The organism is Janthinobacterium lividum (assembly GCF_034424625.1).
In the GTDB taxonomy this organism is placed as follows: Bacteria; Pseudomonadota; Gammaproteobacteria; order Burkholderiales; family Burkholderiaceae_D; genus Janthinobacterium; species Janthinobacterium lividum.
Map to the genome: position 1 here is coordinate 6,263,522 of NZ_CP139976.1, position 17,778 is coordinate 6,281,299.

Sequence of the window (17,778 nt, forward strand, 5' to 3'; positions counted from 1 at the left end):
CTAGAGTAGACGGGAAAAGCCGGGCGACATCGCGCGCCGGCCCCGCTTGTCGATGGTCATCAGGTCGACGCCTTCCATTTGCGCGGCCATTGCATGCGCGCGCGCCGCGCCCGTCACCATGAACGTTGTCGACAAACCATCGGCCAGCAAGCCCGTGGGCGCCAGCACCGTCACGCTGGCCAGTTCGCCCGGCGAATCGCCGTTCGCAGGATCGAAGATGTGGTGATGCACGAAGTCGGGCGTGAACGTGCATTCGTAATCGCCCGACGTGGCCACGCTGCGCCCCTCCACTTTCAAGGTGGCCGCGAGGATTTCTGCATCGCGCGGATCCTGGATGCCCAAGGTCCACGGGCGGCGCAGGGACCGCTGTCCCCGCGCAACGAATTCGCCCGTATCGAGCAGCGCGTGCCGTATGCCGCGCGCCTGCACGACCGCCAGCGCCATGTCCGCCGCGTAGCCTTGCGCCAGGCCATTCAAGGTCAGCGCCATGCCTGGCTGGAGAAAACGCACTTCCCGGCTATTCCATGCCAGTTGCCGCCAGCCTATCCGCGCCTGCGCTGCGCGCCGCAATGCTTCCGCAGGTAAGCCGGCCTGGTCTGCTGCCGCGCGAAACAGCTGCCATAAGGGTTGCACGGTGATATCAAAGGCCCCATCGCTCCATTGCGACAAGGCTTGCGCCTGCGCCAGCACGGCCAGCAGATGGGCGTCCGGCCGGGCCAGACGGCCGTCACGGTTCAGCTGAAAGACTTGGCTGGCGGGACTGTAAATGCTCATCAGGCGGTCGATATTCCTCGCTGCATGCAAGGCGTCCTCGATGGCCAGCTCGGCCTGGCGCTGATCGTGGTGCAACACGGTGACGGTAATCGTCGTGCCAAACGCCAGTGCGGCGCCTTGATAAGGCCGCACGCCGGACGCCGTGGCCGTGCCGCGCGCCATGCTGCCAGGAAAAGACAAGCCCGCCATGCCGGACACGCTGCCTATCGCTGCGGAAATAAACGTTCTACGCTGCATTGCTGCTCTCCTCTGCCGTGACCCGGACTATGGGGATGGTGCGGGCACGCTTGATTTCCAGCATCAAGGGCGCGCATTTTTCATCGCTGGCATAAATCACGACGCAATCCATGCACTGGAAACATTCGCCGTAATCAACTTTCCCGCTAGCCGCGATGGCGTGATGCTCGCAACGGTGGCGGCAAGTCTGGCACGGTGTGCCGCACTCCTTGCGACGGGGAATCCAGTTGAACAGGCGAAACCGCCCCAGCAGCGCCAGTGCCGCCCCAAACGGACACAGGTAGCGGCAAAAGAATTTATAAGAAACACTACCAAGCAACAGCAAGCCTACGGCATACGCGACGAAGGGCCAGGCCCGCACGAAGTTCAGGGTGATGGCCGTTTTAAATGGTTCCAGCTCGACCAGTTTGTCCGTGATCTGGCTGGAAAACATGCTGCTGCCGAGAATGGCCACCAGCAGGCCATACTTGATCCATTTCAAGCGCCCATCCAGGCGCGGCTTGATTTTCCATTGCGGCAAGCGCAGCCACTGGCCCAGCTTGCCCGTGAATTCCTGCAGGGCGCCAAACGGACACAGCCAGCCGCAAAACGTGCCCCGCCCCCAGACCAGCAGGCTGAGCAGCACGAACGCCCACAGGATCACCGTCATCGGATCGAACAGGAAAAAGCCCAGGCTGCGCCCCGCCAGCAGCGCCTGGATGACGCCCGTGATATTGACGATCGATAACTGCCCCTGCGCGTAATAGCCGATGAAGCCAATCGTAAACAACAGGAACAGGCGGCGAAACCACACAAATTGCCTGCCATCGCGCACCAGGCGTTTCTGCCAGGCCAATGCACCGGCCAGCAGCGCCAGCCCGGCGAGCAACAGCAGCAACTCAGTCTTGCGCCCTTTCCACGTGCCGCGCCACGTGGCATCGTCGCCTTGCGGCGCCGTATAAAAATCAGCCGGCAGGCGGTAATTGACATCCACGTTGCGCGCGATGCGTTCCGGATACACAATGCCCTTGCTGCGCGTGATCGGCATGGTAAAAGCCAGCGGGCTGGCCGCATCAAGCCCCGCCTGGCTGATGACGCGCAAGACGGTGACATTTTCCGTCGGCAACAGCGTCGTATCCGCCAATTGCAATTCCAGGTCCAGGTCGCGCATGTCGATGGGCAAGCCATCCTGTTTCAGCAATAGCCGGTCCGGGACCGTGCCGCGCACGAAATCGTCGCCCAGCACGCTGTAGCGCCCGCGCGACATGACGAGGATGGCGTGGTCGCCTTCGTCCAGCCGGTTGCGCAGCTTGTTCCAGCTGCGTTCCGTCAACAGATTGCGCCCCGCCGTGGGCACGGACACGTACGCCAGGTACAGGTCGATGAACAAGCCATCGGGCGCACGCGTCGCTTCCGCATCGAGTCCCGCGCCGGGACTGCCTGCAAACAAGGTTTCCACATCCTTATTGCTCAAGCGTACGTGCTGGATCAAGCCCCGCTCGAGCATCTGCTCCACGCTGAGTTTCTCGAATACCTCCATGCGGATGCGGGCGATCTGGTCCGGGTCACGGCCTTGCCCAAATCCCAGTTTTTTGCGCGACACTTTCAAGGCCGACGCCAGCACGCTTTGGTTGATGATGCGCACGGAAGCCGTGGCCTTCGACACGCCATCGATATCGGCATGCGTGGCATCCGTGGCGCGTTTCTTCTTGGCATCAATAGCGATATTCTGCTTCAGCGACAAGCCCTGGTATTGCTTGACGAACTGAAACAGCGGCGCTTCGCCGAGGCCATCGAGAAACACGGGTTCATGCTGCGACAGCACGGCGACGTCCAGGAAACCGCCTAGAGGATTGATGGCGATCAACAGATTGACGGGCACGCCGGAAAAGCCGGGAATCGGCGCCAGGTCCACGGATTCAAACACGTAGCCGATCAGCTCGGTGGCCGTGGCGTTTTGCCGGAACAATGGCCAGACGGGCAAGTCGGTCTCCTTGTCGCCCACGACGATGGGAACAGGAAAGCGCCTTGCCAGCTCGACCCTGGTGAGCACACCCGCCCACGCCTGTCCCAGGATAAACAGGAATAGCCAGCATGCTATGAACAACCGCATTGTCCTCATGCACTACGCTCCGTGCGGCGCCTTGTCGCAAGGGCCGTGTTCATTAATTAGAAGAAAATAATGCCGCCCAGGGACACGCCATTCATCTTCGCTTCGCCACCCGTAAAGCCTTTCGAGCGCGTCTGGCCCAGCTCGCCCACCAGGGTGATCGCACTGTTGAGCGAGTAATACGCACCCAGGGTCAGGTTGGCGTTCGACTTCAAGCCGCCCGTGCCGGCCGTGTGGTCGTTGTTCCTGCTGATGCCGTAGGACAAGCCCAGTTTCAGTTTGTCCGTTGTCTTGTACGTGCCTTGCAGCAACAAGTTCTTCGACTTGGTATCGCCCTGATCCGCATCGGAGAGAATGCCCAATCCCTTGCCGCCCTGGAAGTTGAGCAGCACGCCAGCCGGCCCCATCTGGTACGAGCCGCCCACTTCCACGCCGCGCATGGTCAGGTCATCGATACCCGGCGTTTTCGAGGTGAATTTTTGCGACTTCACGCCCAGCCAGGCTTTCACGCCTTCCTGCGCATACGTCAGCTGCGCCTGCACCTGCGGACTCGACTTCGAAGAATACGTCGAGCCTGCCACTATGGGCGTATCGGAGACGGGGCTGACCAGCGCCACGTCGACGCCAAAGCCGCCCGACTTCGGCGTGCTGTACATGATCTGGCCATAGTTGCCCAGATAGGTGTAGCCAGCGCCGATATGACCCAAGGTCACCCTGCCCCGCTGCGTCGCCTGCACGGGCGCGCCCGAGCCCAACAAGGTCATGTCGGAGAGGATCGCATTCGCGCCGAAGATGCCGTAGTCGCGGCCCAGCTTGAAGGTACCCATGTGTTCATTGCCAAACGTGAAGAAGGCCTGGCGCACATCGACCACGCTGTTCTGGCTGATGGCGCTGTCCGTGGCCGTCGAGTTGTAGATGCCGATCAAGGCTTTCACGTCGTACTCGCCCAGCCGCGAGCTTGCCGAGGTGATCAAGCCATTCGGCAGCAAGCCGTTGCCGATGGTGGTGCGGTCCTTTTCTCCGCCGCAACCGAGCGCCTGCCCGCCCAGCGCCAGCCCGCCCACCGCATCACCCGAACACGACACTTGCGTGTAATAGGCGTTGACGATGCCGCCCACCGACACGGTCCAGTCGCCAGCCTTGATATCGACGGCGTGTGCCTGTCCCACCGCTGCGATTGTCATGACACCCAGGCTCCCCAGCTTGCTCAATGTGTTCATTTGTTCTCCTCTTTCTTCTCTGTTTTTAGTGTGCACACCAATGATTGATGTACCTCAAGCTTTGGCAATAAGCGTGCCCAGCGCGGCTCAGAGGGAGAAAGAGAAAAGGCGTAGTTAACATGTGCAGCAGCGGATCAATCGCCACTGACAGTGTTCATTTTTTGACCGCAAGCAGGCGTATCGGGCATCCAGGTAAACAAAAAACTGACGGCCTGGGCCGTCAGCAAAAAGAAAACATCCGGCGGACAGGGAGACACCCATCCGTGTGGCCCGGATGTTTCACCCCGTTACTTCGACGCCAGCTTGAAGACCCACACGGAACCGCCCTGCTCCAGGAAGTTGACCTTCTTCGCCACTTCGCCGCCCCACAGCGGCACCGCGCCCCCCCAGCCGGAGACGACGGCGACATATTGCGTGTCGCCATCCTGCCAGGTGACGGGCGGCGCCACGACGCCGGAGCCCGTCTGGAATTTCCACAGCTCCTTGCCCGTCTTCGCATCGACGGCTTTCAGGAAGCCTTCCGGCGTGCCGTAGAACACCAGGTTGCCCGCCGTACTCATCACGCCGCCCCACAGCGGCGCGTTGTTCTTGATTTCCCACACGATCTTGCCCGTCTTCGGATCGATGGCGCGCATGGCGCCGATGTAGTCGTCAAACAGGGGCTTGATGGTAAAACCGGCACCGAGGAAGGCGCCGCCCTTCTTGTAGCTGATCGGCTCGTTCCAGATATCCATGCCCCATTCGTTCGCCGGCACGTAGAACAGCCTGGTTTGCGGCGAGTACGCCATCGGCATCTGGTTTTTGGCACCGAGGAAAGCGGGCGCGGCAAACACGGTCGTGCCCTTCTTGCCTTCCTCTCCCTTGGTGGGGTCGCCAGGGCGGCCGGCGGCAATGAAATTTGGCCGGCCCGTCTTCAGGTCGATGCTGCTGGCCCAGGTGATTTTCTTCACAAATGGAAAAGCGTTCTGCAGCTTGCCATTGGCCGCATCGATGACATAGAAGAAGCCGTTGCGGTCGGCCTTGCCGCCGTAGCGCTTGCCGTCCATGTCAAAGGTAACGAACTCGTTGGCGCCATCGAAATCCCAGGCGTCATTCGGCGTGTTTTGATACGCCCACTTGATCTGCCCCGTTTTCACGTCCAGCGCCACGGTGGATGATGAGTACAGATTGTCGCCGGGACGCAAGTGGCTGTTCCACGGCGCCGGATTACCCGTGCCAAAGTAGGCGAGCTTGGTTTGCGGATCGTAGGTGCCGCCCATCCACGTCGAGGCGCCGCCCGTTTTCCACAGGTCGCCCGGCCACGTCTTGTTCGCCGTGCCGGACACGCCGTTGTCGATGGCCTTGCCATCCTTGTCGTAGCGGTGGCCCATATGGCCCTCTACCGTCGGACGGCTCCACACGAGGTCACCCGTCATCGGATTGCGCGCTTCCACCCGGCCCACGATGCCGAATTCCCCGCCCGACACGCCCGTCAGCAGCAAGCCTTCGGCGATTAGCGGCGCGGCCGTCATCGAGTAGCCGGCCGCGTAGTCATCCACTTTCTCCTTCCAGACGATCTTGCCCGTATTCTGGTCCAGCGCCACCAGGTAGGCGTCGAGCGTGCCGAAAATCACCAGGTTGCCGTACAGGGCGGCACCGCGGTTGACCACGTCGCAACAGGGCATGATGCCGTCAGGCAAGCGATGCTCATACTTCCACAGCTTGGCGCCCGTTTTCAAGTCGACGGCAAAGATGCGCGAATACGATGCAGTGACGAACATCTTGCCATTGTGAATCAACGGCTGCGATTCCTGGCCCCGCTGTTTTTCGCCGCCAAACGAGAACGACCAGGCCGGCACCAGCTTGGCCACGGTCTTGTCATTGATCTGCGTCAGCGGCGAATAGCGCTGCCCCTGCGTACCCATGCCAAACGACAGGACGCTGGCCGGATTCTTCGCCGTGCTGTCGAGCATGGCATTGGTGACATTGCCCACGTCGGCCGCCTGGGCCAGCGATGCCAAACTCAAACCGATGAGTATCCCCATGATTTTTTTCTGCACAATCATCTCCCTCTGTTTTATTAGTATGTGTGTATCAAGTCTTGCGGTGCTCATGCGGCTGGGCATGCAACAGCGCGCACTCTTCATCGGTGAACAGGCGCGAGCGCGTCAGGAAGCGCTTGCCGGTGCCGTTGTCGAGTGAAAACATGCCGCCATTGCCGTCGACCACATCGATAATCAACTGGGTATGCTCCCAGTACTCGAATTGCTCGAGTCCCATGTAGAACGGTGTGCCATTCAAATTGCCGAGATAGATATCGGTGTCGCTGACATCGAACTCGCCCAGCGCGTAGCACATGGGCGCGCTGCCGTCGCAGCATCCACCCGACTGGAAAAACATCAGCGGGCCGTGACGCTGGCGCAATTTGTCCATCATTTCCAGCGCCGCATCGGTGGCGACCACCCGGGCAATTGCTGCACTCATGGCATCCCTTTCTGCGCGCCACGCCTGGCTAAGGGCGCGGCGCCTGTTGCCGGTTTAGAAGAAGCCCAGCGCTTTCGGGCTATAGCTCACCAGCAAGTTCTTCGTTTGCTGGTAGTGATCGAGCATCATCTTGTGGTTTTCGCGGCCGATACCCGATTGCTTGTAGCCGCCGAACGCGGCGTGGGCCGGATACAGGTGGTAGCAATTGGTCCACACGCGGCCCGCCTGGATGGCGCGTCCCATGCGGAAGGCGCGCGAACCATCACGCGTCCACAGGCCGGCGCCCAGGCCATACAAGGTATCGTTGGCAATCGCCAGCGCGTCGGCCTCATCCTTGAAAGTGGTCACGGACACCACGGGCCCGAAAATCTCTTCCTGGAAGATGCGCATCTTGTTATGGCCCTTGAACACGGTCGGACGCACGTAGTAGCCGCCTTCCAGGTCGCCCGCCTGCGTATTGCGTTCGCCGCCAGCCAGCACTTCCGCGCCTTCCTGGCGGCCGATGTCGAGGTAGGACAGGATTTTTTCCAGCTGTTCCTGCGACGCCTGGGCGCCGATCATGGTGGATGAGTCGAGCGGATTGCCCTGCTTGATGGCGGCCACGCGTTTGAGAGCCCGTTCGATGAATTTCTCGTAGATCGATTCCTGGATCAGCACGCGCGATGGGCAAGTGCATACCTCACCTTGATTCAGCGCAAACATCGCAAAACCTTCCAGGCACTTGTCGAAATACTCATCATCGGCATCCATCACGTCTTCAAAGAAGATGTTCGGCGACTTGCCGCCCAGCTCCAGGGTGACGGGAATCAGGTTTTGCGCCGCATAACCCATGATCAGACGGCCCGTGCCCGTTTCGCCCGTAAAGGCGATCTTGGCGATGCGCTTGCTCGAGGCCAGCGGTTTACCCGCTTCCAGGCCGAAACCATTGATGATGTTCAGCACGCCCGGCGGCAGCAAGTCGCCGATCAGCTCGATCAACACCATGATGGATGCCGGGGTCTGCTCGGCCGGTTTCAAGACGACGCAATTGCCGGCGGCCAGAGCTGGCGCCAGTTTCCACACGGCCATCAGAATCGGAAAATTCCACGGAATGATCTGCCCCACGACACCCAACGGCTCGTGGTAGTGGTAGGCATAGGTTTCCGCATCGATTTGCGCGACGGAACCTTCCTGCGCGCGGATGCAACCGGCGAAGTAACGGAAATGGTCGATGGCCAGTGGAATGTCGGCATTCATCGTTTCGCGGATCGGCTTGCCGTTGTCGATGGTTTCCGCCGTGGCGATCAGGCTCAGGTTCTGTTCGATGCGGTCGGCGATGCGGTTCAGGATATTGGCGCGCTCGGCTGGCGAAGTCTTGCCCCAGGCCTCCTTGGCGGCGTGCGCGGCATCCAGCGCCAGCTCGACGTCTTCCGTCGTGGAACGGGCGATTTCGCAAAACGGCAATCCTGTGATGGGCGTGATGTTAGGAAAGTATTCACCTTTTACTGGTGCAACGAATTTGCCGCCGATGTAATTGTCATAGCGTTGTTTGAAGGGATTGGCTACGCCCAGTTTGCTGATGTCTGCGAGATTCATGTCGTCCTCTATCGGGTTAATTAGAATGGAATTACTTAATTAAAATCAAACGTCCTGGTACAGATGGGGTGAGTACACGGAGTCTTCCGCAAATGCCGTGCCAGCTCGCCATCCCACTACAAACTTAGCCGGTTTTATCCCTGTTACAAGGGCACGGCATCAAACCCGGCACGTTTTTCAGCGCAGGCCACCTGCTTGGGTGGGGACGTGGGCCTGTTTGCATTTTGAACAAGGTGAAGACGTCCTGTTCCAATCCGGGCCAGCCCTGCGGCATCTCCCCTGCGCCGCTGCACAATGGAACAGGTGTACCAGACTGGAACACCTGCGCCTGTGCCACCAAGGAATCAACGAATCACCACGCCCCAGGGCAATTCGCCTACAGCAATGTCGGCCACCTTGCGCGCGCTGGCCGTGTCGATGACGGATACACTGTTCGAACGGCCATTGGCCACGTACAGCTTGGCGCCGTCGGGCGTGATGGCCATGTTCCACGGGCGCTTGCCGACGGCAATCGTGGCCGTCACTTGATTGCTGGCCGTGTCGATCACCATCACCGTGCCGTCCGTGCCATTCGAGACATACACCTGCTTGCCGTTGGGATGGACCACGATGCCATTCGCATTCTTGCCCGCTGGAATGGTGGCAATCGCCTTGCGCGCGGCCATGTCGATCACATACACGGCATTGACCAGTTCGCACGCCACATAGGCGCGGCCCGAGTCCGGGCTGAAACCGATGCCGCGCGGACGCAGTCCCACGGCGATGGAGGCCACCTGGCGGCGTTGCGCCACATCAATGACGTCGACTTGCTCCGCCTCTTCCGCGCTGACCAGCAGCCAGCGTCCATCCGGGCTGAAGACGGCATGTTCCGGATTACGTCCCTGCACCTTGATATCGGCGAGCAAGGTACCTGTCTGGCCGTCGAGCAAGGCCACGCTATTGTTTTCCTCGACGGCGACGGCCACGTAATGACCGTCCCGGGAAGCGCTGACGCCTTCGGGCGACTTGCCCAGCGCCACCGGGCGCACGGGCGCGCCGCCCGCGTTATCGATCAGCAGCAAGGCACTGCTGGCGGCATCCGTGACAAACAATTGCCGTCCGGTGGGGTCGGCGGCAATGCCGCGCGGCCGCTTGCCTGCGGCGATCTGGCGCACTACCTGGTCGGTAGCCGTGTCGATCACGCTCAAGGTGCCCGATTTTTCATTGGGGACATAGGCAAAGGGAGCTGCCTGGAGGGCGGTGCTGGCGAGCGCCGGCAATAGCCAGCAAACCTGGCGCAAGCACGAGAAGAAGTTGGGCATAATCACCTTTTCAATGGCAAAACACAGGAAAAGCGCGCGGTAGCGGCGCATCTGCCCATTGCTGTATGCAAACGCCGTGCCACTGACACGCGTATAATTTCAGCCCACCAATGGAGACATGGCAGGCATATTGCTTGATAAGACTATGCAGACCTGTACCGCGCACGCGATCAAGCAGGCTTTTATTCACATTGGAGAATCCGCATGCAGCATCGTTTCCGCCTGAACACCATCGCCAGCCTGTTTGTCGCCGGCAGCGCCACCCTCGCCCCCCACGTCTTTGCCGCCGAGGCAGCTAGCCTGGCCGCCGGACAACTGATGGATACGGTGGTCATCAGCGGCAGCCGCATCGCCCATCCCAGCCAGGAAGTGCCGGCCTCGATCGACGTGGTCGACAGCGCGCGCATCCAGGATGGCCAAATCCGCGTCAACGCGTCGGAAGCGCTGGCCGCCGTGCCGGGCCTGGTCGTGCAAAACCGCCAGAACTATGCGCAAGACTTGCAGATCTCGTCGCGCGGCTTCGGCGCACGCTCGGCCTTCGGTGTGCGCGGCGTCAAACTGATCAGCGATGGCATTCCCGCCAGCATGCCCGACGGCCAGGGCCAGGCCGCCACCTTCAACCTCGATACAGCCGAGCGCATCGAAGTGCTGCGCGGACCGTTTTCTGCCATCTACGGCAACCATTCGGGCGGCGTGATCCAGCTGTTTTCCAGGGATGGACAAAATCCCCCGTCCGTCGAACTGAATGTGACGGGCGGCAGCTACGGCACCAGCAAGGTCGATCTCTCGGCGCAAGGCCAGGCAGGCGACATCGGCTACGTGCTCGACGGTTCGCGCTTCCGCACGGACGGCTTCCGCGACCATAGCGCCGCCACGCGCGAACAGGCGTTCGGCAAGATCACCGTCAAGCCCACGGCGGACAGCAAGCTGACCATCGTCGCCAACAGCCTGCATCAAGGCAATACGCAAGATCCGCTGGGCGCCACCTGGGCCACGTTTGCCGCCAACCCGCGCGCCGGTGAGGTCGACGCGACGGATACGCAAAACCCGAAACGCACACTGGCCGAACGCTACAACACCCGCAAGAGCATCGACCACCAGCAAATCGGCGCCACCTATGAACAGTCGTTCGGCGATGACCGCCTGCACGTGATGGTGTATGGCGGCAACCGCGACGTGATCCAGTACCAGGCGTTTAATAAAGCATTCCAAAATACCAAAGTGGACGGTCTACTTAAGCATTCGGGCGGCGTGGTCGACTTCCAGCGCCAGTTCTATGGCATCGACACCAACTGGCTGCACGTGAACCAGTTGGCCGGCGGCAAGCTGAGCACCACCATCGGCATCGACTATGGCCGCTCCAGCGATGACCGCACCGGCTATGAGAACTATATCGGCGAAGTGTACGGATTGAAGGGCAAGCTGCGCCGCGACGAACAGAATGTCGTCTCCAGCCTCGATCCGTATATCCAGGCGGAATGGCAAAGCGGTCCGTGGCTGCTCAGCGCAGGTGTGCGCTACAGCAAGATGAAAGTGGCGGTCGACGACCATTTCCTCGGCAACGGCAACGATAGCGGCAGCCTGGAGTTCAGCCACACGACACCGGTGCTAGGCCTGCTGTACAAGCTGACGCCGAACGTCAACGTGTATGCCAGCGCCGCGCGCGGTTTCGAAGCGCCTACCTTGAACGAACTGTTTTACTCGGGCACGGGCGGCGGCTTCAATTTCAACTTGAAACCAGCGACCAGCACCAACCTGGAAGCCGGTATCAAAGCCAGGATCAATAACAATACGCACGTCAACGCGGCCGTGTTCCAGATCAAGACCAGCGACGAACTGGTGGTCGACAAGTCCAGCGGCGGACGCACCAGCTACCGCAATGCGGGCAAGACCTTGCGCCAGGGTATGGAAGTGTCGCTGGACTCGAACCTGCCGTATGGCTTCACGACAAAAGTGGCACTGACCAGCCTGCACGCCGTGTATGACCAGGCGTTTGGCAGCGTGCGCGAAGGCAGCCGCTTGCCGGGCGTGCCCAGCGTCAACCTGTTTGCGGAACTGGCCTGGAAAGACACGCTGGACCGTTTTGGCGCGGCGCTGGAAAGCGTGGCCAGCAACCAGGTCTACGCGGAAGACAGCAACAGCGAAAAGCCGGCGCCCGGCTATACGGTGTTCAATGCGCGCGTCAACGCCAAACAAAACGTGGGCAATTGGCGCTTCAAGGAATTTGCCCGCCTGAACAATCTTTTCGACAAGACCTACGTGGGCTCCGTCATCGTCGGCGACAGCAACAAGCGCTACTATGAAGCGGCACCGGGACGCAACTGGTTGCTGGGCGTCAGCGCCCAATATAGTTTCTAAAACTAAAAAGCCCGCGCATCGATCGATGCGCGGGCTTTTAAACTCAAGCACGCTACTTCAGGGCCGTGCTTCCTTCACGCCATATTTTTCAAAGATGGCTTTCAATTCACCGCTGGCCGCCATCTCGTTCATGGCCGCCTGCAGCAACTTTGCCACGTCGAGCTGCTGGCGGCTGACGGCCAGGCCCACGGCCCAGCCGGCACGCGGCAAGCGGGCGAACGCCACTTCGCTCAAGGGGAAAGCCGGATCGCTTTTCAGCACCGACTCGATTTCCGAACGGTTGGCCAGCACGGCATCGAGCTTGCCCGCTTGCAATTGCTGCAAGGCTTCGGCCGCTGTGTCGAAGATGCGCACATCGTCGCGGTACTTGCCATTGTCTTCGCCCAGCATCAGCATGGCCGCGATCGATACTTTTTCCACGCCGATGCGCTTGCCGGCCAGCGAAGCGACGCCATCGAATTGCGGCACGGCTTGCGCGCTGCGCGCCAGACGCACGGTTTCCACGTAATACGGCGCGAAGATCTGGACCTTGTCGTTATCCGCCATCAACTTCTTGTCGACCGGCACATGCAGCATCACATCGGCGGGACCATAACCAAGGTAATGCCCCTTCCACACCATATTGCGCAAATCGTCGTTGAGATTTTCGCCAGCGGGAAATGGCAGCAAGCTCAGTTTCAAACCCAGCTTTTTCGCCAGCGCTTCGGCGATGTCGATATCGATGCCCGCCCCCTTGTCGGAAAACGGCGCGAACTCGTTATACACAGCCACTTTCAGGCTGCCCGACTGCTGCACTTTTTGCCAGTCGGCGCGCGCCGGCGCGGCTGCGCACAGCGCCAGGCAGGCGAGCGAGATCATCGCGCGCGCGCCCCGGAATTGAAATGAACGCATGGGACTCCTTTGTGATCAGTTCGACTTAATTCGACTCGCGGCGAGTTTCCAGATAGGTCTTGATGGCCCACATGGCTTCCTGGTTGAACACGCCTTCGAACGGCGGCATGTACACAGCGCCATTGCGCACCTTACCGTGGCGTATGGTGGTCAGGTAGTAATTGTCCGTCTCCTTGTAGCACGCCTGTTTCTTTGTCTCATTCTTGATACCGAAGCAATCGCGGTCCAGCTGGCGCAAGTCCGGCGCGATGCCGCCCGAGATGGCTTCGATGCCGTGGCAGCGGGCGCAATTCTGGTTGTAGGCCGAGGTGCCCACCGTCAAGGCCAGCTTGTTGCCCCGATACGGATTTTGTTCGAGCCACTTGTCGCCCACCTTGGGCAAGCCCGTGGTATCGACGCCTTGCGGCGTGACATTGCCGTGCGCATAGGCATGCGGCAAGGTCAGCAGGGAAGTGAGGGCAACGGCGCCGGCCGCCGCCACGCCGAGCAGGGTACGAATAGAATAGGTCATGCTGGTCTCCTTGGTTTTTTTAGTCAATACCAAAGAAGAGCAAATGCCATGCCATGCGTCTATGCCCCACATCCGGCCGACCATGTATCAATTTGGAACAGCTGCAACAGCCAGTTGTGTCAGCGCGCCCGTCAGGCGGCGGCCACCGTGCAGATGCTGCTCCGCTCCTGCTGCGCGAAAGTGATACGCACGGGTAAAAACCGGGCAATCACCTCGGCATTCGTCAGCGCATGTTGCGATACCTTGTTGCAGCTGAAGGTACCGCCGCCCGCCAGCGCCATGGGCAGCAAGAGCTGGTCGGCCAGGTGCTCGCCGACGGCCGCGTCCGTCTTGAGATAGGCGCGCACCTCGTTCAACAGGCGCTTGGCCACCGATTCGGCCAGCAAGGACTTTTCACCGAACGAAGTAAACACCTCCGTGACATGCTCATGCTCGAGCGTCAGCAACAGGACATTGCCCGGTCCCTGCTCCGCCGGCAAGCCGACGAGGCGCAACTGCTTGCCGCTCCAGCCCATGCCCCCGGCGACACGCTCGAGCTCGCGCGCGGCCACCTGCACATGCACGCCCGCCACCACGCTTTCCGCATACCCCGCCTTCCGTTCGCCGCGCTGCAGCAATGCGATGGGCCGCAAGCGCTGGCACGGTTGCACGGTGGCCATCACCTCGCCGCCGCCTGCGGGATGAAAGCCATAGCGTTGCAGCGTAATATCCACCTCGGCCCCCATCTGTTCCAGGACACGGCCATATGCGCGCTGCAGGAAATGCACGGGCGGTGCCATGGCATTGTGCGTGCCGCCACTGATGCGCACGGTGGACGGCCCATCCGCATGCAGCAGGGCCGGCAACAGGGTTTGCAATACCAGAGTGCAACTGCCCGCGCTGCCGATGGCAAAGCGGTAATCGCCGCCACGCAGGGGACCAGGCACGAATTCCAGGCTCGACGCGCGCAGCGCCACCGGCGTCGTGCGCGCCCCGCAAATGGCGGTTGCCGCCTGCACAGCCAGCAGATGCTGGCGCAGCAAGCCGGGCTTTTCCCGCCCCGCGCGAATGTTAATCAGCCGAAACGGTTGCCCCGTGATCATCGACAAGCTCAGCGCCGAACGTAAAATCTGTCCGCCGCCTTCGCCTTGCGCTCCATCTATTTCTATCATCTCTGTTTTCTCTCTATTATCCTTTGACGCAGACGACCTGCTTCAAGATATGCACGACATCGACCAGCTCGCGCTGCGCCAGCATCACCGCATCGATATCCTTGTAAGCCATCGGAATTTCATCGATCACGTTTTCATCCTTGCGGCATTCCACGCCTTGCGTGGCGCGGATCTGGTCATCCAGGTTGAAGCGCCGCTTCGCTTCCGTGCGGCTCATCGTGCGTCCCGCGCCGTGGCTGCAGCTATGGAAACTCTCCGCATTGCCCTTGCCGCGCACGATAAAGCTCTTCGCGCCCATGGAGCCGGGAATGATCCCCAGTTCGCCCGCGCGGGCCGACACGGCACCTTTGCGCGTGATCAATACATCCTTGCCGAAGTGGTGCTCCTTCTGCACATAGTTATGGTGGCAGTTGACGGCTTCCACGTGCGTCTGGAACGGTTTATGGATGACCGTGCGCACGGCGGCGATCAGGTTCTGCATCATCACTTCGCGGTTGTTGCGGGCGAAACGCTGCGCCCAGCCCACCGCCTCCACGTAATCGTCGTAATGCTGCGTTCCTTCGGCCAGGTAAGCCAGATCCTGGTCGGGCAGGTTGATGAAGTGGGTGCGCATATCCTGCTTGGCCAGTTCGATGAAATGGCTGCCGATGGCATTACCCACGCCGCGCGAACCGGAATGCAGCATGAACCATACGGAACCCTGTTCATCGAGACAGACCTCGACGAAGTGGTTACCGCTGCCCAAAGTCCCCAGGTGGCGATAATTGTTCGTATTTTTCAGCTTCGGCGTTTTCAGGCAGATCGCATCGAATTCGTCTTTCAGTTGCAGCCACGCGGCATCGACCACCGAGGGCGGCGTATGCCAGGAACCCTCGTCGCGGCCGCGGTGTCCGCGCGTCTTTGGCGACATCCCGTGTGGAATGGCGCGTTCGATGGCGCTGCGCAGCGGCCCCAGATTATCGGGCAAATCATTCGCCGTCAGCGTGGTTTTCGCCGCCATCATGCCGCAACCGATATCCACGCCCACCGCCGCAGGAATCACGGCGCCCAAGGTGGGAATCACGCTGCCGATGGTCGACCCTTTACCCAGGTGGACGTCCGGCATGACGGCGATGTGCTTGTAAATAAACGGCAGGGTCGCCGTGTTGCGCAATTGCTTTTTGGCCGCTTCTTCGACGGGCACGCCACGTGTCCACATTTTGACGGGACGGCTGCCTTCGGTATGCAGGACTTCGTATTCTTCTTTTTTCATCGCTTCTCTCATTTTCTATTGTAATCAGTACGACAACCCGACAAGGAGGGGCAGGATTTTCTGGCGGCGTACTGCGCGCGCCAGGCCGGTTTGACGCGGCTGATCGATGTAATCCTGTCTGCATTCGGGGCACTGCGGCGCATGACAAGTCTGGACAGGACGTCTCTTATGTAGTCTTGTCCGCATTCATGCGCTTTACTTCAACAACCGGTTGCCGCGATATCGATGGCGGCGATTTCTCCCACCCAGTGGGCGGGGTCCAGCTGGCCGGCGGCAAAGGCGGCGATGATCTTGAAGACGTCATCGGAAAAACCGCCGATATTCAGGATATCCTCGCATTCCATCGCCTGCGTCGTGGCATGCGGCGCAATATCGATGCACACCAGTTTCGCCTGCGGATTGCGCTGCTTGAACACCTTCCATTGTCCCATCGTCGCCGTGGCGCCGCTGCGTCTGGCGTCGATCCACGATTCGTTATCGGACACATAAATCACCAGGTCGGCCAGCTCCTTCTTGCTGTTCATGCGCATCAGCGGTGCGCTGCAATTGGTGCCGCCGCCACCGATGGCCGCCAGCCTGGCCGCGTTGCTCATCACGCTGTCATCCGCAGCCAGCCCGCACGTCACGACGCTGTGCTCGAACGGCAGCAACATCGCATCCGGGTTCTTGCGCAGCATGGCCGCCGCCACCAGCGCCACCACATCGATGCAGCGCACGCTCGACGTGGCGCTGCCGCGAAAACCGCTGACGGGCGACGACATCGAGCCGGAGACGTCGGGGCACACCACCACCCTGCCAGCGATCCGCGGCACGTTCGCCAGCGCTATTTCCAGCGCCGCTTCCAGCGCATCGCGCACGATGGCCGGCACGCTCTCACCGGCCGCCAGGTACGCGGACAGCAGCTGGTACGGAAACACCCGTACCTGGCTAATCGCCTCGGGATCGCGCAGCTTGGCAGCGATCAGTTCCGGCATGCCGGCTATCGCATACACGCCGTGACGCCCAAAGGTGTTCAGATTCATGCGCACCATTTGCCAGCTGCCCTGGCGGGCGATCTGCGCCCAATCCTGCGCGCTCAAGGACAGCGCCGTCAGCATCTGGAACGGTACGTCCGGTATCGCTTGCGAAGGATCTGCCTTGTAGGCCTCGAACGCGGCCAGCGCCGGCGGCAGCGCCTTGGCATCGTAGGGCTTGCCGATCAGCCAGGCAAAGAATGCCTCCCGCCACGCTTCCTGCGGTTTCGGATGCACCATCTTCACCACGTCGGCCAGCGAAGGCGCATTGCCCACGGCGGCGGCCAGCAAGGCCTGTTCCGAAGCGGTGTTCAGCCATGCCTGCACGAGCTTTTTCGGACGCGATCCCAGCGACTTGCGTCCCACGGCGCCGGAGCGCATGATCTGCACAAAGTTGCGCAGCATCTTGCCGTTGTTGATGGCACGCCGGAATACCGGTGCGAATTGCGCAGCGCCCTGCCCCGCCAGCACGGCCACCAGCAAGGCCGGCATGTCTTTCATGTAGCCCCGTTCGCGGCAGTACACGGCCGTCTGCGCAATGAAGGCGGGGTCGACCGCCTGGCACAGCTCGAGTACTGTTGCCAGCTGCGCTTCGGCGCTGGCATAAAACGTCGTGTTCAGGCAGCCGGTGGCCGCGTATTGCGCCAGCTGATGCCGGGGCGTCAGCGCATAGGCTGGCGCGCCTTCCGCATTGCGCGCCAAGGCCGCTGGCAAGGTTCCTGTCTGTTGCGCGCTCTGGAATAACTGGGCGTTGGCCATTTTTCGTCCCTCTCTGCTCTCTACGTTTATCTTGTTGGTATCTCCCCTATTGCAAGCGCTGTGCCAGCTTTCAATAATTCCTCAAAAATTTTCATAACCAATTGATTTCATTAAGTAATATTTCCACGCAAGCTGTGCACTGAAAATATCCCTGTCATGGCGATTTGGAATACAATTATCTTTT

The 17,778-nt window shown here is 60.8% G+C and carries 13 protein-coding genes; 1 reads left to right on the plus strand and 12 read right to left on the minus strand.

Annotation, left to right across the window (positions count from 1 at the left end):
* From U0004_RS28280 to U0004_RS28310, 7 genes are all read right to left on the minus strand, one after another.
* Nucleotides 1-1,011 carry an FAD:protein FMN transferase gene (locus U0004_RS28280; protein ID WP_070253904.1) on the minus strand — a complete coding sequence of 337 codons (1,011 nt, stop codon included), beginning with the start codon at nt 1,009-1,011 and terminating at the stop codon, nt 1-3.
* The gene (locus tag U0004_RS28285) at nt 1,001-3,103 is read right to left on the minus strand and encodes a 4Fe-4S binding protein (protein ID WP_231958651.1); all 2,103 of its coding nucleotides are present in this window, start codon (nt 3,101-3,103) and stop codon (nt 1,001-1,003) included. The genes U0004_RS28280 and U0004_RS28285 overlap by 11 nt, the downstream gene beginning before the upstream one ends.
* A 56-nt stretch (nt 3,104-3,159) precedes the next feature.
* Nucleotides 3,160-4,320: a porin gene (locus tag U0004_RS28290; RefSeq protein ID WP_231958653.1), complete on the minus strand. Its 1,161-nt coding sequence runs from the start codon at nt 4,318-4,320 to the stop codon at nt 3,160-3,162.
* A gap of 287 nt (nt 4,321-4,607) precedes the next feature.
* Nucleotides 4,608-6,344 carry a PQQ-dependent methanol/ethanol family dehydrogenase gene (locus U0004_RS28295; RefSeq protein ID WP_081345437.1) on the minus strand — a complete coding sequence of 579 codons (1,737 nt, stop codon included), beginning with the start codon at nt 6,342-6,344 and terminating at the stop codon, nt 4,608-4,610.
* 49 nt (nt 6,345-6,393) lie between these two features.
* Nucleotides 6,394-6,783, minus strand: coding sequence for a DUF779 domain-containing protein (locus U0004_RS28300; protein WP_034756816.1), 390 nt, complete (start codon nt 6,781-6,783; stop codon nt 6,394-6,396).
* A gap of 54 nt (nt 6,784-6,837) precedes the next feature.
* The gene (gene adh, locus U0004_RS28305; protein WP_070253912.1) at nt 6,838-8,358 is read right to left on the minus strand and encodes an aldehyde dehydrogenase; all 1,521 of its coding nucleotides are present in this window, start codon (nt 8,356-8,358) and stop codon (nt 6,838-6,840) included.
* 344 nt (nt 8,359-8,702) lie between these two features.
* On the minus strand, nt 8,703-9,659 hold the full coding sequence (locus U0004_RS28310) for a beta-propeller fold lactonase family protein (RefSeq protein ID WP_081345438.1): 957 nt from the start codon (nt 9,657-9,659) through the stop codon (nt 8,703-8,705).
* Nucleotides 9,660-9,863: 204 nt separating this feature from the next.
* Here U0004_RS28310 and U0004_RS28315 point away from each other — a divergent pair, with 204 nt between their 5' ends.
* Nucleotides 9,864-12,017: a TonB-dependent receptor family protein gene (locus U0004_RS28315; protein ID WP_070253916.1), complete on the plus strand. Its 2,154-nt coding sequence runs from the start codon at nt 9,864-9,866 to the stop codon at nt 12,015-12,017.
* Nucleotides 12,018-12,074: 57 nt separating this feature from the next.
* Here the strand turns inward: U0004_RS28315 and U0004_RS28320 are convergent, their stop codons facing one another.
* From U0004_RS28320 to U0004_RS28340, 5 genes are all read right to left on the minus strand, one after another.
* Entirely contained in the window at nt 12,075-12,908 is an 834-nt protein-coding gene (locus U0004_RS28320; RefSeq protein ID WP_070253918.1) for a substrate-binding periplasmic protein, read from the minus strand.
* Nucleotides 12,909-12,933: 25 nt separating this feature from the next.
* Nucleotides 12,934-13,419 (minus strand): cytochrome c-550 PedF, encoded by a 486-nt coding sequence (gene pedF / locus U0004_RS28325; RefSeq protein WP_035824926.1) that lies wholly within the window; start codon nt 13,417-13,419, stop codon nt 12,934-12,936.
* A 131-nt stretch (nt 13,420-13,550) separates the two neighbouring features.
* A complete protein-coding gene (gene rtcA, locus U0004_RS28330; RefSeq protein WP_070253919.1) occupies nt 13,551-14,570 on the minus strand; it encodes an RNA 3'-terminal phosphate cyclase in 1,020 nt (339 codons plus the stop codon).
* A gap of 16 nt (nt 14,571-14,586) precedes the next feature.
* Nucleotides 14,587-15,822 carry an RtcB family protein gene (locus U0004_RS28335; protein WP_034784658.1) on the minus strand — a complete coding sequence of 412 codons (1,236 nt, stop codon included), beginning with the start codon at nt 15,820-15,822 and terminating at the stop codon, nt 14,587-14,589.
* Between the two features lie 200 nt (nt 15,823-16,022).
* Nucleotides 16,023-17,594, minus strand: a complete 1,572-nt coding sequence (locus U0004_RS28340; RefSeq protein ID WP_070253920.1) for a vWA domain-containing protein — start codon at nt 17,592-17,594, stop codon at nt 16,023-16,025.
* Nucleotides 17,595-17,778: the final 184 nt, after the last annotated feature.

Excerpts from the sequence above, each read along its gene's own strand:
- U0004_RS28280 (WP_070253904.1), bottom strand. The coding sequence starts at position 1,011 with ATGCAGCGTAGAACGTTTATTTCCGCAGCGATAGGCAGCGTGTCCGGC.
- U0004_RS28285 (WP_231958651.1), bottom strand. The coding sequence starts at position 3,103 with ATGCGGTTGTTCATAGCATGCTGGCTATTCCTGTTTATCCTGGGACAG.
- U0004_RS28290 (WP_231958653.1), bottom strand. The coding sequence starts at position 4,320 with ATGAACACATTGAGCAAGCTGGGGAGCCTGGGTGTCATGACAATCGCA.
- U0004_RS28295 (WP_081345437.1), bottom strand. The coding sequence starts at position 6,344 with ATGGGGATACTCATCGGTTTGAGTTTGGCATCGCTGGCCCAGGCGGCC.
- U0004_RS28300 (WP_034756816.1), bottom strand. The coding sequence starts at position 6,783 with ATGAGTGCAGCAATTGCCCGGGTGGTCGCCACCGATGCGGCGCTGGAA.
- adh (WP_070253912.1), bottom strand. The coding sequence starts at position 8,358 with ATGAATCTCGCAGACATCAGCAAACTGGGCGTAGCCAATCCCTTCAAA.
- U0004_RS28310 (WP_081345438.1), bottom strand. The coding sequence starts at position 9,659 with ATGCCCAACTTCTTCTCGTGCTTGCGCCAGGTTTGCTGGCTATTGCCG.
- U0004_RS28315 (WP_070253916.1), top strand. The coding sequence starts at position 9,864 with ATGCAGCATCGTTTCCGCCTGAACACCATCGCCAGCCTGTTTGTCGCC.
- U0004_RS28320 (WP_070253918.1), bottom strand. The coding sequence starts at position 12,908 with ATGCGTTCATTTCAATTCCGGGGCGCGCGCGCGATGATCTCGCTCGCC.
- pedF (WP_035824926.1), bottom strand. The coding sequence starts at position 13,419 with ATGACCTATTCTATTCGTACCCTGCTCGGCGTGGCGGCGGCCGGCGCC.
- rtcA (WP_070253919.1), bottom strand. The coding sequence starts at position 14,570 with ATGATAGAAATAGATGGAGCGCAAGGCGAAGGCGGCGGACAGATTTTA.
- U0004_RS28335 (WP_034784658.1), bottom strand. The coding sequence starts at position 15,822 with ATGAAAAAAGAAGAATACGAAGTCCTGCATACCGAAGGCAGCCGTCCC.
- U0004_RS28340 (WP_070253920.1), bottom strand. The coding sequence starts at position 17,594 with ATGGCCAACGCCCAGTTATTCCAGAGCGCGCAACAGACAGGAACCTTG.